The following is a 16837-nucleotide window of genomic DNA, read 5'->3' on the forward strand; positions in this document are numbered from 1 at the left end:
CAGGTGCTATCAGGTCACGATGTGTTGCTGGTTAACTAACTCGTCGTAGGTGGTCTGGACGTTATCAAGCGTCACGAGCGTGGTATTGGTATAGGTGCTTCCTGTACCGTCACGGTCGATGGCGATCACGGTACTGCCATTGCTGTTCGTCACATGCAGGTAATTACCGAGCGTTGACGCACTGCCGTTCCAGCCCACCAGCAGATCGCCGATGTCAATTTTGTCTCCCTGGGCCAGCGAGAAGTTGGTCCAGTGATCGCCGGCGGTACTGCTGACGTTACCCGCGGTGGCGTTGCCTGCGGTGCTGTTCAGCACCTGATAAATCAGCGTATCGCCGTATGCGGTGCCGGTAATGACATCGTTATGCTCAGAACTGACGAACTGCGGCGCCATATTGATGGTCAGCGTGGCAGTGTCCGTATTGCCGTTGGCATCGGTGAGGGTGTAGTTGAAGACCTCCTTCGACGTGATGGTTGAGAGCGACACCCCGCTGTTGAGGGTGTAGGTGTAGTGGCCGTCTGCGCCAATCGACAGCGTGCCGTAATGACCCGTGACGTTGACCAGCGTGCTGCCGGTGTAAGGATCCAGCGTGGTGGTGGTGCCGTCGAAGCCGGTAATGGTCACGCGGGTATCGACCGACTGCAGCTGATCCATCGCCCCGGCGGAATTCGTACCGTCGAAGATATTGCCGTCAACGGTGTGGCCGCTGGTGGAGTCGAACTGGGTCAGCGAGTAGGTGGTACCGTTCACGCTCGGGGTGATGGTGATATTGCCCACGCTCAGCCCCGGTACGCTGCCGGTATAGCTCAGCGTATAGGTCCCGGCGTTCAGATCCAGCCCGGTCAGGGGCACGTCGATACTGCCGCCCAGCAGCGAGCCGCCGCTGAAGGAGCCGGTGCGGATAACACCGTTGGCATCACTGATCGTCCAGTTCACCGTCAGCCCGCCCAGCGCCAGCAGCGACGCGACGTCAAAGTGCAGCGACGCGCTATGCAGGGCGGTGTTCGGATCCACCACAAAGGTCCCGCTTCCGCTGCCCGTGGTGGTACCTAGCAACGAGGTGGTCCAGCTGGCGCTGCCGACGGTGGTGTCAGAGTAGGCCGAGGTATGGTGTACCGACGTGACACTCATCTCGGTGCTGACATCGTTCACCGCATCCATTGCCCGCGCGGTTGGGGTAATGTTGAGCGAGCCCGTATCTTTCGCGCCGTTTGGTGCCGTAATGGTATAGACGAAGGTGTCCGGCGTGCTGATATGGTCCGCACCCACGCCGCTATTCAGGGTGTAGGTGTACTGGCCGGACGAATCAATGGTCAGCGTGCCGTATTCTCCCTGAATGTCGGTTGTTCCACTGCTGTTAACCGCCACACCGTTCACTTCCGTCACCACCGTGCCATCCGGCACCGGATCGTTCGCCAGCACATCCCCCGTGGTGCTCTCCCCGATGCTGGAGACGCTGTAGACATGATCCTGCAGCACGCTCAGGGTGTAGGCCGTCAGCGCGGTGATCCCTGCCGCCGTATTGAGCAGGAACAGATACTCCCCGGCAGGCAGGTTCAGCGTCAGTTGCGAGGAGGTGCCGCCCAGCAGCGGCGCACGCAGCCAGCCCGGCTCAACGCGCATCTGCTCGAAGGTCTGGGTCGCGTTGTTGAACTTATAGACGTACAGGTCGAACACCGATGCCAGGGCAACGCCCCCCACGGAGGCCTGAATCGTCATGGTGCGGGTTGTACCTTCCTCCACGGTGTAGATGATCGGGTTGGTCATATCGTCCAGCAGGTTCAGCCCCAGCGTGTTGCCGAGATTGATCCCCACCAGGGTAAAGCCGCTTTGCGACGATGTGCCGTTATCGATGGCCTGGACGGTGGTGTCGAAGGTCAGGGAAGCCGCGTCGTCTACGGCGACAATGCCATTCGCCACGCTGCCCGAACCGAGCGACAGCACGAGATTTGCCGACGCGCTGACACCGTTATGGGTAATGGTGTAGGTGAAGCTCTCCGTGCGGCCAATCACCGCGGCACTGGTGTCGGTGAGGTTGTAGGTGTAGCTGCCGTCGCGGTTAATGGTCAGCGTACCGTACTGCCCCTGAATCACCGTGCCGTCGGCGTTAACGCTGGTGGTGACCCCCAGCGCGTTGGTCACGGCGGAGACGGTCGTACCTGCCGGGGCGTTATCGCTGCCTGCGGTAGGATCGGTATCCAGGATCACGTTACCGTCCAGGCTGGTGTCGCCCGTTACGGTGCCGGCGCTGGTCTCTTTCACCGCCACATCCAGGCTGGTGTACGAGCCGGTTGCCAGCAGGTTGGTGTTGTAGCTCAGCACGCGATACTGGCCATCAGCGAGCCCGGTCAGGTTCAGCGACACGCCGGTGGCCCCAAGGGTCAGCAGGTCGGCGAACTGCGGTTGTCCGGTATCCACGACGGTGGTCCAGGTGTTGTTGACGGTATCGAAACGCTGCACCACCAGCTCCAGGGTGTTGAGCAGCGAAAGTACCGCCCCCGTGGCGTTGGCATTGACCACAATATCCGCACTGCCGCCGCTGCCCACGTTGAACTCAACCTGGGCTGTATCGTTGCCCAGCAGGGTCAGCACGTTGCCTACGGCACCCACCAGCAGGAAGCCATAGTCGCTGTACTGGCTGTTGGTGACGGTGGCGGTGGTACTGAGATCCAGCTCTTCAACGTTATTGCTGGCAGAGAGCGGCACCACCGGCGCAAGGACCGAGCCCGGCTGCGAGGTGTTACCCGCCGCATCGGTGGCCGTGATCTGCAGCGTCTGGCCTTCGGTCTGCTTGTTGAGGAAGGTGTAGCTGTAGGCGCCATTGCTGTCTGCGGTGGTGGTCACCGTTGACCCGTCCGCGAGGCGGATGGTGACGGTGCTGCCCGCTTCCGCCGTACCGGTCAATACGCTGCCGTCAGCGTTAAAGGTCCCGGCAGGCGCGTTTGGCGCCGTCACGTCGACGATAACGGTTGTCGAGAGCGAGATCGGGCTGGTGCCGGCTGAGTTGGTTGCCGTGGCGGTAAAGGCGTGTGAGCCCTCGCTTAATGCCGGGGTCGTAAAACTCCAGTTACCGCTGGCATCCGCCACTACCGTACCCATCGACACGCCGTTGTTATACAGCGTGACGGTGGCGTTCGGCTGTGCGGTGCCGCTCAGGGTTGGCGTGGTGTCATCGGTGGTTTTACCGTTGGTCAGCCCTCCGGTAACGCTACCGACGTTATCGTCAATGTTGGCGATAACCGGTGCGTTTGGAATGTTGGTTGATGGCGCAACCACCGAGGCGCTGACGCCAGCGTTACCGGCCTTATCGGTCGCGTAGACCAGCAGGGCTTCACCGTTGGTCTGCGCCGTGGTGAGGGTAGCGCTAAAGTTGCCGTTACCGTCTGCCGTCGCGGTACCGAGCACCGTGCCGTTACCGCTGGTGATGGTGACGGTGCTGCCCGCTTCAGCGGTACCGGTGACCTGGGTTCCGTTAGCGATCACCTGCAGGCTGGTCGGTGCGCCCGGTGCCGTCAGGTCAACCAGGATTGTGGTCACGGTTGATGGCGCGCTGGTATTGCCCGCGGCATCGGTGGCGGTGGCGGTGAAGCTGTGCGAACCTTCCGTCAGCGTGGTGGTTGTTTGCGCCAGCGTCCAGTTGCCGTTGGCATCGGCGGTGACCGTGCCAACCAGCGTGCTACCGTCGTAGATACGCACCGTCGCATTGGCTTCGGCGGTACCGCTCAACGCTGGTCGGGTGTCGTTGGTCGGGTTATTGCCCGTCACCGGCCCGGTAACGCTGCCCACGTCGTCTACAATCGCGCTGATGACCGGTGCGGCTGGCGCGGTGGCATCCACGTTGATCACATACCCGGTGGTGGGTGCGCTGGCGTTGCCCGCCGCATCGGTGGCGGTAAACGTCAGGCTGTGCTGACCATCGCTGAGCGCCGGGGATGGCGTAAAGCTCCAGTTACCGCCGGTGGCGACAACGCTGCCAATCTGCACGCCGTTATCGAAGATTTTCACCGTCGCGCCCGCTTCCGCCGTCCCGGTGAGGGTTGGCTGCGCGTCGTTGGTCAATCCGCCATTGGCGACAGGCGTGGCGGCATTCCCGACGTCATCCACAATGCTGCTCAGCACCGGCTGCGCAGGCGGCGTGGTGTCGATGGTCAGGTTGAAGGTCGCTGACGGCGCGCTGGTGTTACCTGCCGCATCCGTCGCCTGAGCCGTAAAGCTATGTGGACCGGTTGCCAGCGTGGTGGTCAGCAGAATGCTCCAGTTTCCGCTGGCATCCGCGGTACCGGTGCCCACCAGCGTCGTACCTTCATAAATGTTCACCGTGGCAAACGGCTCGCTGGTACCGACGAGACGCGGAATGGTGTCGTCGGTGCTTTGTCCGGAGCTGACAGGGCCGGTGATCGTGCCCACGTCATCAACCGCCTGGCTGATAACCGGCGCGTTAGGCGCAGTGGTATCCACCACCAGCGTAAAGTCAGGCGATGCGGGGCTGACGTTGCCCGCCGCATCGGTGGCCGTGACGGACCAGGTGTGGCTACCATTCGCCAGCGCTGTGGACGGGGTAAAGCTCCACGCGCCGCTGCCGTCAGCCTGGGCGGTGCCGACCTGCTGGCCGTCCTGATAGACAGTGATGGTCGCGTTGGCCGCGGCTGTGCCGCTAAGGGTTGGGGTGGTGTCGTCCGTGCTCTGCCCGGAGGAGAGCGGTGTCTGAACGCTGCCCACGTTATCGCTCGCGGTCAAAATGGACGGCGCTGTCGGTGCGGAGGTATCCACCGTCAGGTTAATCGGTGCCGACGTGCTGCCGGTATTGCCTGCCGCATCTGTGGCGTTGAAGGTGATGGCATGTGGCCCTTCGGTGAGCGCGGTACCCGGGGTGAAGGTCCAGTTCCCCTGAGCATTGACGACCGCGGTGCCAATCTCGCTGCCATCAACAATGATGTGCACCGTGGAACCGACTTCGCCCGTGCCGTTGAAGGTGGGTTTTGTGTCGTTGGTGCTGTTGCCGCTGGTGAGCGTCCCGGTGACCGGACCGACATCGTCAATCACGCTGGTGACCACCGGCGCGGAAGGACCTGCGGTATCAACCGTGAAGACGAAGACCGGCGAGTTGGCTGAGACGTTACCGGCGGCATCGCTGGCGTTGATGCGAATGTTATAGCTGCCATCTCCCAGCGCCGGATTAGGGGTAAAGCTCCAGTTGCCGTTGCTGTCTACCGGTGCGGTACCGATCTCCACACCATTGTTCAGGATGTGGATGGTACTGCCGACGGCGCCTGTCCCGCTGAACGTTGGCGTGGTGTCATTGGTGACCAGGCCGGTGGTGAGATTACCGACGACCCCGCCCGCCACGTTGTCGCTGACGGTTTCCAGCACGGGGACCGTTGGCGCCGTCAGGTCAACCACCACGCTCCAGGCGTTTGACGACAGGCTGACGTTACCCTGCGGATCGGTGGCCTTGACGGTGAAGCTGTGTGGCCCTTCGACGAGGGCGGTCTCAGGCGTAAAGCTCCACGCGCCGGTACCGTCCGCCGTGACGATGCCAATCTGCGTATTGCCATCAAAGATCGTCACCACGCTGTTCGCTTCCGCCGTACCGGAGAGGGTAGGCGTTGCGTCGTTGGTGGTATTGCCGCTGACCACGGTCGTGGCGGTGTTGCCGACATCATCGGTGACGTTAACAATCACCGGTGTGGTGGAGCTGGTGTCAACCACAATAGTGAAGCCTGCCGATGGCGCACTCTGGTTGCCCGCCGGATCGGTCTCACGGATGGTCAGCTCGTTGCTTCCCTCCGCCAGCGCGGATGGCGTGAAGCTCCAGTTACCCGTCTGGCCGACCACGGTGGTGCCCAGCAGGGTGCCGTTGCTGTAAATGGAGATAGTATCGCCCGCCGTGCCGCTACCGGTCAGGGTTGGGCGGTTGTCATTGGTGGTCTGCCCGTCCGTGAGTGGACCGGTGCCTGGGCCGACATCATCAATAACCGCGCCAATGGCAGGCGCGTCAGGGGCGGTGAGATCAACAGTGACGGTCGCCACCGGCGAACGTCCGCTGGTTTCGCCATTCAGCGTGGCGGTGACCTCAAAGGTGTGCGCTCCTTCACCCAGCGGCAGAGCTGGCGTATAGCTCCAGTCGCCGTTTGCATCGGCGGTTACGGTTGGCAGCAGAACCTGCACGCCATCCTGATAGACAGTGATTATGCTGCCTGGCTCTGCTGTCCCGACAAGGGTCGGCGTGGTGTCGTTGGTGGTTTTGTCTTTCACATCGCCCGTAACCGGGGCCGTATCGTCGTTGATGACCGTAATGACGGGCACGTCCGGGAGATTCGGCAGCGTACCAGTGACGGTATAGGAGGCTTCAGGGCTGAGATTACCTGCGGCATCCGTGGCGGTGATGGTCAGCGCTGCGCCGTCCTGCTGGGCCGGGCTGAGCGCCACGGAGAAGTTGCCGCCGGAGACCACCCCGGTACCGATCACGTTACCGCTGGCGTCTGTAACGATAATGGTGGTGCCCTCTTCGCCGGTACCGGTCAGCGGCGTCCCCTGTGCGGCCACGCTGATATTGTCCGGCGCTGCCGGAAGCACGGTATCCACCGTGACGGCAAGCGGTGCAGAGTCTCCGGAAGCGTTACCTGCCGGGTCGACCGACGAGACGGTGAAGCTGTGTGGGCCTTCCGCCAGTGTGGTGTCGGCGGTCCAGCTCCAGGTACCGTCCGGCTGGACGGTGACCTGGACTGTGGATGGCGTACCGTCCACGCTAACAATCACGGTGGAGCCCGGCTCGCCGGTACCGTTGAGGGTTGGCGTACCGTCGCGGGTATAGAGCGTCCCGTTGGTGAGCTGGCTGTCTTCAACGCTGTTGATCAGCGGGATCTCAGGTGCAGTGGTATCGACGGTGACGGTAAAGACCGGGCTGAGTGCGCTGACGTTACCCGCAGCGTCGACTGCCGCAACGGTGATGTTCAGCGGGCCATCCGTCTGCGTGGGCAGGGTGAATGACCATTCGCCGTTAGCCACAACCACGCGTCCAAGCTCGACGCCATTGTTATAGACGATTACCGTTTCACCCGTCACACCGGTTCCGCCGACGGTTGGCGTGGTATCGGTAGTAACACCGCCATTCGGCTCACCGGCGATGGCGCCAATCACCGGGGTATCCGGTGCGAGGGTATCGACGGTGATGGTGATCCCCGTAGAAGGGGCAGAGACGTTACCCGCCTCGTCGGTGGCGGTAGCGGTAAATTCGTGGCTGCCCTCGTCAATGGCGCTTTCAGGACGCCAGCTCCAGTTGCCGTTGCCGTCTACCGTGACGGTACCCACGGCGGCTGGCGTGCCGCCATCAACGCTGTCGTAAATGGTAATCACATCATTTGGCGTGCCGGTGCCACTCAGTACCGGACGCGGATCGTTGGTGGTTTCGCCATCGGCAACCGGGCCGGTTATCTGGCTGACACTGTCGGTAATGACCGGGACCGCGGGCGCGGCAGGCGCGTCGGTGTCGATGGTGATAGTCACCGGCTGGGACGGGGCGCTTTCGTTACCCGCGCCGTCCTTGTTGGTGACGGTCAGGGTAATGTCATAGGTGCCGTTGGGCAGTTCGGCGGGTGGCGTCCAGCTCCAGTTGCCGTCGCCGTCCACCACGGCGTCACCGATTTTGTCGGTGCCGTTGTAAATCGTCACCGTATCGCCCGGATTACCGGTACCGCTCAGCGTCGGCGTGGTATCACGGGTGGTTTCCCCCGGGTTCAGCGACGTGGGTGCTGAGCCATCCGGGTTAACGGTGATGGCTGGCGTGTCCGGTGTGGCCGGTGCGACGGTATCAATCACCAGCTCGAACGGATCAGAAATCGAGGTATTCCCGGCGGCATCTGTGGCATGGATCGTCAGCGAATGCGGGCCGTCGGTGAGCGGCGTGGTAGGGGTAAAGCTCCAGCCGCCGCTGCCGTCGAGCGTTGCGGTACCGAGCAGCGTGGTGCCGTCATACACGGTGATGACCGTGCCATCCGGGGCGCTCCCCTGAAGTAACGGCTGGGTGTCATCCGTGGTATCGCCGCTGCTGAGCGGGCCTTTAACGTCTCCGGCGTCGTCGGTGACGGTTGCCAGCGTCGCGACCGGCGGTGGGGTGGTATCAACGGTAAAGGTAAATCCACCGGATACCGGGCTGGTGTTACCGGCGACGTCGGTGGCGATCGCGGTCAGGGTATGCGTGCCGTCGCCAACCGGCGTGGTGGGCGTAAAGGTCCACGCGCCGCTGCTACCGACCACCGCGGTGCCAATATCGACGCCATCCAGACGGATGGTGATCGTTGAGCCGGGTTCACCGGTACCGTTGAGCGTCGGCGTTGCGTCATTGGTGGTGTCGTTGGCACCCACCGGGCCGGTGCCTCCAGGGACATTATCGACAAGCTGGGTGATGGCGGGCGCATCAGGCGCCGTTCCGTCAATGGTAATGGTCCAGGCGTTTGAAACGTTACCGTTGCTTGATGTCGCCGTCAGTACATGGGCACCTTCGGCCAGCGGGGTGGATGGCGTAAAGGTCCACTGGCCAGATGATGGAACAACGACCGTGCCGAGGACGTCGCCGCCGCTATGGATGGTGATGGTCGAGCCTGGCTCCGCCGTGCCGTTCAGGGTAGGGGTGCGGTCATTGGTGATCCCATTCTGGCTGATGGGGCCTGTGACGCCGGGTTGATCATCCACCACAGAGAGGATATCGGGTGTTGTGTCCGGTGCGGTGAGGGACGCCGCCGGACTCTGGTTGCCCGCCGCGTCAGTGGCTACCACCGAAAGCTGCTCGCCGTTTGTTTGTGCAGGCGAAAGGGTCGCAACAAAGTTACCGTTGCCGTCAGTGGTGGCGCGGCCAATCACGTCGCCGTTGCTGTTGGTGATGACGATTTTGCTGCCTGGCTCGGCGGTGCCGGTAACCTGGGTTCCCACCGGGTTAATGGCAATAACGGGCAGCGCCGGTGGCGTGGTATCGACGGTAAAGTTTACTGGCTGCGATTCTGCGCTCTGGTTGCCCGCCGCATCGGTTTGTTTAATGGTGATCGAGTGCGGGCCTTCCGCGAGTGGGTTGTCTGGCCTGAGACTCCAGGTGCCGTTTGGCAGCACGGTGGTTTGCCCAATCAGCACACCGTTGTCATAGACCTGGATTGTGCCGCCAGGCTCTCCCCGTCCCGCCAGCAGTGGTTCAGAGGAGTCGGTGAACTGGCCTGCGGTAATTGCGCCTTTAATGGCCCCGGTCTCATCGCTCAGTACAATCGCCGTTGGCGTTGCCGGAGGGGTGAGATCCACGGTGAGGGTGAATACCGGAGAGGCGGGTCCGGTGTTGCCAGCGGCATCGGTTGCCCGGACGGTGAACTGGTGGGTGCTTTCACCCAGATTGACCGATGGCGTGAAGGTCCACGTGCCGTTGCTGCCGGTGACCGCCGTGCCAATAGCGACAGAGCCGTCATAGATGGTTACGGTGGAGCCTGGTTCGGCGGTGCCCGAGAGCTGAGGACGCGGATCGTTAGTGCTGCCTCCGCTGCTTACCGTTCCTTTGCCGGGATCAATATCGTCCGTTGCGCTGCTAATGGTGGGCGCGCCGGGCGCAACCGTATCGACAACAAAACTGACGGCAGCGGATGCCGGGCTGGTATTGCCTGCCGCATCGGTCGCGGTTGTGGTAATGGTGTGGCTACCGTTGCCGAGATCGGTGGTGGGGGTAAAGCTCCAGCTACCTTTAGCATCCACCGTGGTGGTGCCAATCTGCTTGCCGTTATCGTAGAGAGTGATGGTGCTGCCTGGCTCGCCGATACCGCTGAAGGTCGGGCGGGCATCATCGGTGCGCTGGCCGTTTTCCAGCGGGCCCGCTTTGTCGCCGGCATCGTCATTTACCAGCAGGATGTCCGGGGCATCCGGCGCGGTGGTGTCCGGAGCGGTTACGGTCGTGCCCGGGCTGGTATTCCCGGAGGAATCCGTCGCGGTGGCGGTAATTTGTTCGCCGTTAGTCAGCGGCGTCCCCAGGTCGATGGTAAATTTACCGTCGCTGCCGGTTTTGCCGGTGCCGATGACGTTGCCGTCGGCGTCTTTCAGCGTGATGGTACTGCCCGGTTCGGCGGTACCGGAGACGGTTTTACCATCCGGCGAGAACTGCAGGCCGGACGGCGCATTCGGCGGAGTGGTATCCGGATCGGAAGGGTTTGTCGGCGTGCCGGGGTTGCTGCCGTTGTCATCATCGTCATCCCCACCGCCGCCACCGCCGGTGCTTGCCGCCGCCGCGATGCCACCCGCGGCGACAATGCCACCCAGTACCCATGGCCAGATGGCCGCGCCGCCTGCATCACTTCCGGATGCGGCAAGCAGGACGTCAGTGGAGGCAATAGATTCATAGGTGGCCGCCCCGGCGGGGTCCTGAATCCACCACAGCGCTCCCTCACTGTCCTGCAGTACCAGCTGGCTCGCCCCTTGCGCATCGGTGACGAAGAAATTTTTAACGGTAATCACCTCGCCGGAGTGTAGCGTGATCACCAGATCGTTACCGTTGCGGGCGAAGTCAGCGACATTGGCTCGCTCTACCTTAAGCTCAACGATAGAGGAATGGCTCAGCGTAACCTGAGTGCCTTCCGTGGTGGTTTCCACACCCGTAAGTTTCGATATAACAGAGATTTGGCTCATTTAGTGAGTACTCCAGCAGAGTTATCGTTAACGGCGAGCAAGATGAGCCATCTCTGTTAAGGGTAAAGCGCGCCCCCGGCGGAGTAACTGTTATTTAAAACAGCGCTCACCGTATTTATTTTCAGCGCGAACGATGCCCGCCAGAATGCAGAGTGGCAACATCAGAGCGAATCTATTTATTTGAGAAAAACTATCAACAATGTGATTTTGTCTTTTATATAACCTTGTATTTAATAGAGGAATTAATCCGGGACGGTATGAAAATGATATAGTCAGAAAAGTCTGGATATGCAAATTAAGCTTTAGTAAACATGGCGCAAGGATGTGAAGAGGGCATTGCTTTATAGATTTTGTTTATAATTTAAAATTTGTAAGCCATTGATTGTGTGCGATTAGTTCATTTTTGATGAGTCGGTTTTTTATGCGTTTTCGCCGCGGGAAAATAATTGGTAGGTGATAACTTTAATCGTATTCTGGCATTGATTGTTTATGGTTGCTTAATTGCGGTTTAAGATAGGGTAATGTTTTTGATGTAAGATATATTATATTTATTCGCATTTTAAAAATATTCTTTTACAGGGTTAAATTTTCTGCTAGCAGGCGATATTTAATAGAATGGTGAGGGGTAAAATACGCCTGACTTTATTTGAAGCAGTAAAAAAGGCCGCGCAGGCGGCCTTTTTATCTGTGTGACGGTTACTCAGTGACTTTCTTTTCCAGCTCGCTGGCACCTTCTTTGGTTTTGTTCCAGCCTTTCTCAGCACCTTCTTTGGTGGCGTCCCAACCCTTCTCGGTGCCTTCTTTGGTTTTGTGCCAGACTTTCTGTGAGTCTTCGCTGACCTTGCTGCCAAAGCTTTCGCTTTTTCCTTCTGCAGCATGTTTCTGTTTCAGCTTCAGCTCTTCACCTTTGTTCTGCTCTTCGTGCAGTTTTTGCTTCGCTTCGTTGGCGTTAGCATTCGCCGCGGCGACGGTATCATCAGTTGCATGTGTGGTCGCAGCAAATACTGGAGAAGCCAGCAGAATGGCAGACAATGCGATAATTGTTTTTTTCATAATATCCTCATTTACGTTATCGGTTATGAGCGTGATTCAGCATGTCACAGACAAAGCGAAGCGGCTTTAGGAAAAAACTGTAAAAGGGTGGAGGCCATGACGGCGCTATTTCATGCGAAAGGCTAACCGAACGTGAGATATCCAATCTCAGCCAGTGCTGCCAGCGTCAGTAGAATAAAAAATACTATGGTGAAGGGTCTGTACATCGCTCTCTCCTTGTTTGCGCAAATTTCATCCGTGTTTTCCTGGTATGCTCCCGCCCGATGTTATTAGGGGCAACGTTATTATCTCCGGGGCAGCGAAAATAATCATGGATGCCGCTCACAAGTTGTAAGACGGCATTTTATTAGTCACCGTGATTAAATATTTTCCAGGTCGATACCGCGCGTGTTGGGACCAAAAATACCAATGGTGAGCATAACAATCAGCATACTGATCACAATAAAGGCAATGACCGCCGTTGAGCCGCTATATTGCAGTATCAGACCGATAATTATACTGCTGAAGACAGTGGATAAACGGCTAAAGGAGTAACAAAAGCCGACCGCTCGCGCCCGGATACGGGTGGGGAAAATCTCTGACTGATAGGAGTGGTAACTGTAAGTCAGCCAGGCATTGGACCAGGTAATAAAAAAGCCGCAGGCAATGAGCAGCAGTGGGTTGCTCTGAAACGCAAACAGCGAACCAAAGATGACCGTGGTCAGACAGGACAACACGATTTGCCATTTATTTTCCATTCGATCGGCATAGCGGCTGCAGATAAGCGCGCCGAGAGGATAGGCCAGGGTGATGAAAAAGGCGTATAACAAACTGTGCGTGACCGATGTCCCGCTGCCGGACAGCAGGGCGGGCAGCCAGTTTCCGAAGCCAAAAAAGCCAATCGCCTGAAAGATATTCATCACCACCAGCATCGCAACCCGGCCACGGTAGCGCGGAGACCAGATATCTTTAAACCTGCCCTTGAGTGAACCCTGTTCGTTGTGCTGCCCGGCGCGGAGAGGGAAATCCGCCTGTTCGCCGCTGCCGCAGCGCTTCTCCATCTCCTGCATGACGGTTCTCACCTCATGAAAGCGCTTTTGCTGCAGCAGCCAGCGCGGAGATTCCGGCAGCCCCTTGCGTACCAGCCAGATAATGATGGACGCCAGCGCGCCAGCGATCACCACGAACCGCCATCCGCTCAGGCCAAACCACATCTGCGGCACCAGCCACCATGACATCAGCGCGACGGCAGGAACCGAGAGAAACTGAATGAAAAAGGCGAAAGCAAAGGCGCGGGTGCGAAGGTGAGCAGGTACCCATTCTGTCAGATAGGTATCAATGGTGACCAGTTCAACGCCGAGGCCGATGCCTACCATAAAACGAAAAAAGATCACCCATTCTGCCTGATGCTGAAACGCCATGACGAGGGAGAACAGCCCGTACCAGAGCAGGGCATACATAAAGGTCGCGCGTCGGCCAATGCGATCAGCATAGGGGCTGAGCAGGCTGGCACCGATAAAAAGCCCCAGAAAGGTCGCGGACGCAAACGCGGCCTGGTCGGCCATACCGAACACGCCCTGCTGGCCGGTGTGGAAGATGCCATCAGCAATGAGACCGGCGCTGATGTAGCCTGTCTGAAACAGATCGTAAAGCTCAAAAAAACCGCCAAGGGACAGCAAGGCGATGAATCGCCAAAGTCCGGCGGAAGCCGGTAAGGCATCGATCCTTGCCGCAAGATCGTCCTCGCGGATGGGGTTTTGTGCCCCCCACTGTGTTCCTGAAACTATGCATTCACTCACGGTTAACCCTCTCGTAACATTCACCCTGAGTCGTTATGCTAGAGGGAAATCAGCGGATTTAAATTTTTAATTCGTATTCAGAAGCAATAAATAAAGCATAAAAAACCAGATATTTTTCTTTTAGTGCGTGGATATTCACCCTCTGAGTTAACCCATTTTTCGAAGAAAATATATTCTTGTTACGCGGTGAAAAATAGCCGTGCGGCGCTGCGGAGTTATTATCGAACCGGGGCAGAACGACAATGCTGGAAAATTTTCACTTGACGATAGCAAGGACTTTTGCCACTAATTCTCGGGTGATGTTTGCTGACCTGGTGCAGATTGTAGAATGGAAAACATCGAGAATTTAATTCCGATGGTGGTTTTCGCGCGTGTCGTCGAAACCCTGAGCTTCACCGAGGCCGCACTCTCTTTGGGAATGTCGAAGTCATCAGTTAGCCGGGATATTTCAACGCTGGAAAAACGTATTGGTGCAATGCTGCTTAAGCGCACCACCCGGAAAATAGAGATTACGGAGCTGGGGCTGAGCTACTATCAGCACTGCTTCAAAATATTGAATGAACTGCGCGCCGCAGAACGCTTTATACGGGATTATTATGAGGAACCAGCGGGGACAATAAAAATACTTGCCCCGGTGACGTTCGGAAAAGAGTATGTTGTGCCAGCATTAAATGCGTACTTAGAACGAAATATTATGGCCAACGTCGATCTCGATTTATCGGATAAAGCGGTGGATATCAAAGAGAGCCAGTACGATCTCTCTATCATTGTGGCGCAGGACACGCCAACCCATGAGCACACCAAATTTTTATGCTCCATCCAGTGGGGGCTTTATGCCACCCCTGACTGTATCGCCCGGATGCGTCCTGTCCTGACGCCGGGCGATCTCCCGGCCCACAACTACATTCTGTTTCGCGGTGTGGCGCGTACGGTTTCGCTGCCGTTCAGAAAAGAGAAACAGAAGGTCAATATTGACGTTCATAGCCGCTTCAGAAGCAACAACAGCGTGGCGCTGATCAGCATGGCGCTTTCCGGCCTCGGCATTGCTTACTTGCCCAATTACATTGCGCGAGAAAGCCTCGCCACCGGGAAACTGGTCCGGCTTTTACCCGGCTGGCAGATGGATGAATATAAAGTGTGGCTACTGTCCAAAAATAAAAACACGATGACCTCAGGCATTAAACGCTTTAGCGACGAACTTCAGCAGCTGATCGCCGGGGCCGAGGTCAAAGCAGGCTACTGATATCCAGCTCGCCATGACGCAGGATCGAGACTTTGTCATCCAGCAAAGAGATATGCGTGGTGGCGGTACGGCTGGGGTTTTTGCAGTTGGACGGGACAACCAGATCGACACAGTCTCCCATGTCTTCCCGGGCGAGCGTAAAACTGACAAGATCGCCCCCATCCTGGGGATACCCTGCCGGGATCACCACCAACGGCCTGCCTAACCGGCTGATGATGGTTCGCATCTGACTGTTTTTCACGCAGACGACCGGGAGAATATCGCCTGCGCCGGGAAGAAAATCGGCGCGCTGTTTCTTTCGCAGGCTGATTTTAAGGGTGCCGGGCCAGCAGGCCCGGCTGAGCATTTCAATTTTGCTTCTTTGCCACGGGCTGACATCCACCCATTCCCATATGTCCGCCAGTTCGCAGAAGCAAAACGTCATCTCTCTGGTACAGGGCGATCTTTTTAACAGCGTCAGTTTTTCCACGGCATCCGGGCTGTAAGGATCGGCTGCCAGGGCAAAGTGGGTATCGGTAGGGATCAGGATGATCCCGCTATTACGCAATACGGTAATGGCCTTGTCTATAAATGACATGATTATCGATATCCCTGTGACGCGGTTAAACCCAAAAATTAATAGTAATCGCCGTGGCGATAGTCCCAGGTATTAAACTGGGCGGACATGAAATTAATAATTTTATTCACGTCGAGACCTTTGCGAATTAATACCGGGCAAGGAGTTACTTTTCTGGCACTACCCTGTTCAGGGACCAGTTTCCCTTCGCTGTCCACCATGGACACCATCACGCCTTGTTCATAGCGACTCTCCTGGGTCTCATCAGGCTGAATAGACTTAACGTACTCGTTGGCACAAATAATTAAATCTGCACGCGATTCGATGCGTTCCCCAATGAATTCCACCATGCCGCGGTTGCCTTTTCCTGACGGATTCGCCGAGCTGGCAAAAGAGAATTTCTGATGATTTTCCCACAGATCTTTAGCAATCATTTCGCCGGGTTTGCCAAATTTAATCACGAAGCAGCTGGTTTTTCTGCCGTCCATCATCAGCTCTTTGAGGCCGTTATCGGGTAATCTGGCGATGGCATCTTCTCGCCACGGTAAAATACAGCCCAGTAATACGTCTGCATCCCAGTGGGCCTGATAAAATGCCTCGATTTCCGGGTTCATCTCCGCCAGCGATTTCAGCTGTTCCATACTGCCGCACAATACCACGCCGGGTTTATTACGGTTTCGCTGTTTGGCTTCGAATTTTCTCTCCAGCCCCTCTTTATCTGAGGTCATAATGATATAACCCACTTTCGTAGGGCAAACAATCATTCCGCCTTCAGCCGATAATACGTTAATCGCTTCCGGCTGAACCTGACCATTCCACGCGACTTTCTTATTCATCATTCAATTCTCCCTGCACCGCACTGGTGTCATAAATTTAGGGAAAGGATGTCGCGTAATAAGAGGCTTCGCAATCAGCAGAGAAATTTTCACCGCATTGTTTCAGTGTTGGAACAATATCGCGTTATTCCTGGGCAATATGCCGGGTTGGTTAATTCTGTTACCGGTTTTGCTTTCAATCGGTTACCAATAGAACAACCCACCGGTAAATACCGATTTTCAAACAGAGGTTAACGCTATGAAAGTATCTATTGCAGGTTTAAGTGACTACGCTTTTCTCTCCAAAGCGAACGAATATCATAATTTTGGGGGGAATGGCGATAATGTCTCGCCCGCCTTGTCCTGGGAGAATGTCCCGCAGGGAACCAAAAGTTTTGCCGTAACCGCGTACGATCCTGATGCGCCAACGGGCAGCGGTTTCTGGCACTGGGTGGCGTATAACATTCCTGCCAGCCTGACCGGGCTTGCGGCAGGCGCGGGAAACCCGGCGAACACACCCGACATCAAACACGCCAACTCCGATTTTGGTGCGCCTGGCTACGGCGGTTGCTGCCCGCCAGAGGGCGATATTCCGCACCGCTATATCTTCACCCTGCACGCCCTGAGCTGCGATGACCTGGGCGTGACGCCGGATCTGCCAAACGCGGTGATACGTTTCCTCATCAACATGCATACCCTTGAGAAAGCCAGCGTCGTCACGCTGTATAAGCGTTAATGAGGC

Annotated in this window: 7 protein-coding genes; 2 read left to right on the forward strand and 5 right to left on the reverse strand. The window is 57.6% G+C overall.

Features of this window, described 5'->3' with window-relative positions; translation table 11 throughout:
* Positions 1-9 precede the first annotated feature (9 nt).
* From APU11_RS01570 to APU11_RS01580, 3 genes are all read right to left on the reverse strand, one after another.
* Complete coding sequence (locus tag APU11_RS01570) at positions 10-10650, reverse strand: BapA/Bap/LapF family large adhesin (RefSeq protein WP_060578306.1); 10641 nt, start codon at positions 10648-10650, stop codon at positions 10-12.
* Between the two features lie 696 nt (positions 10651-11346).
* On the reverse strand, positions 11347-11703 hold the full coding sequence (locus APU11_RS01575) for a hypothetical protein (RefSeq protein ID WP_013098385.1): 357 nt from the start codon (positions 11701-11703) through the stop codon (positions 11347-11349).
* Positions 11704-12062: 359 nt separating this feature from the next.
* On the reverse strand, positions 12063-13469 hold the full coding sequence (locus tag APU11_RS01580; RefSeq protein ID WP_080292720.1) for an MFS transporter: 1407 nt from the start codon (positions 13467-13469) through the stop codon (positions 12063-12065).
* A gap of 340 nt (positions 13470-13809) precedes the next feature.
* Between APU11_RS01580 and APU11_RS01585 the strand changes: the two genes are divergently transcribed.
* Positions 13810-14724, forward strand: coding sequence for a LysR family transcriptional regulator (locus tag APU11_RS01585; RefSeq protein WP_060578307.1), 915 nt, complete (start codon positions 13810-13812; stop codon positions 14722-14724).
* On the opposite strand, the gene APU11_RS01590 is transcribed toward APU11_RS01585, so the two are convergent.
* The gene (locus APU11_RS01590; RefSeq protein ID WP_058651056.1) at positions 14708-15301 is read right to left on the reverse strand and encodes a Sua5/YciO/YrdC/YwlC family protein; all 594 of its coding nucleotides are present in this window, start codon (positions 15299-15301) and stop codon (positions 14708-14710) included. The genes APU11_RS01585 and APU11_RS01590 overlap by 17 nt on opposite strands.
* Positions 15302-15339: 38 nt before the next feature.
* Positions 15340-16119: a Sua5/YciO/YrdC/YwlC family protein gene (locus APU11_RS01595; protein WP_013098381.1), complete on the reverse strand. Its 780-nt coding sequence runs from the start codon at positions 16117-16119 to the stop codon at positions 15340-15342.
* A 235-nt stretch (positions 16120-16354) separates the two neighbouring features.
* Here APU11_RS01595 and APU11_RS01600 point away from each other — a divergent pair, with 235 nt between their 5' ends.
* Positions 16355-16831 carry a YbhB/YbcL family Raf kinase inhibitor-like protein gene (locus APU11_RS01600; protein WP_040023487.1) on the forward strand — a complete coding sequence of 159 codons (477 nt, stop codon included), beginning with the start codon at positions 16355-16357 and terminating at the stop codon, positions 16829-16831.
* Positions 16832-16837: the final 6 nt, after the last annotated feature.

This window comes from Enterobacter sp. 50793107, assembly GCF_001463365.1.
GTDB lineage: Bacteria > Pseudomonadota > Gammaproteobacteria > Enterobacterales > Enterobacteriaceae > Enterobacter > Enterobacter cloacae.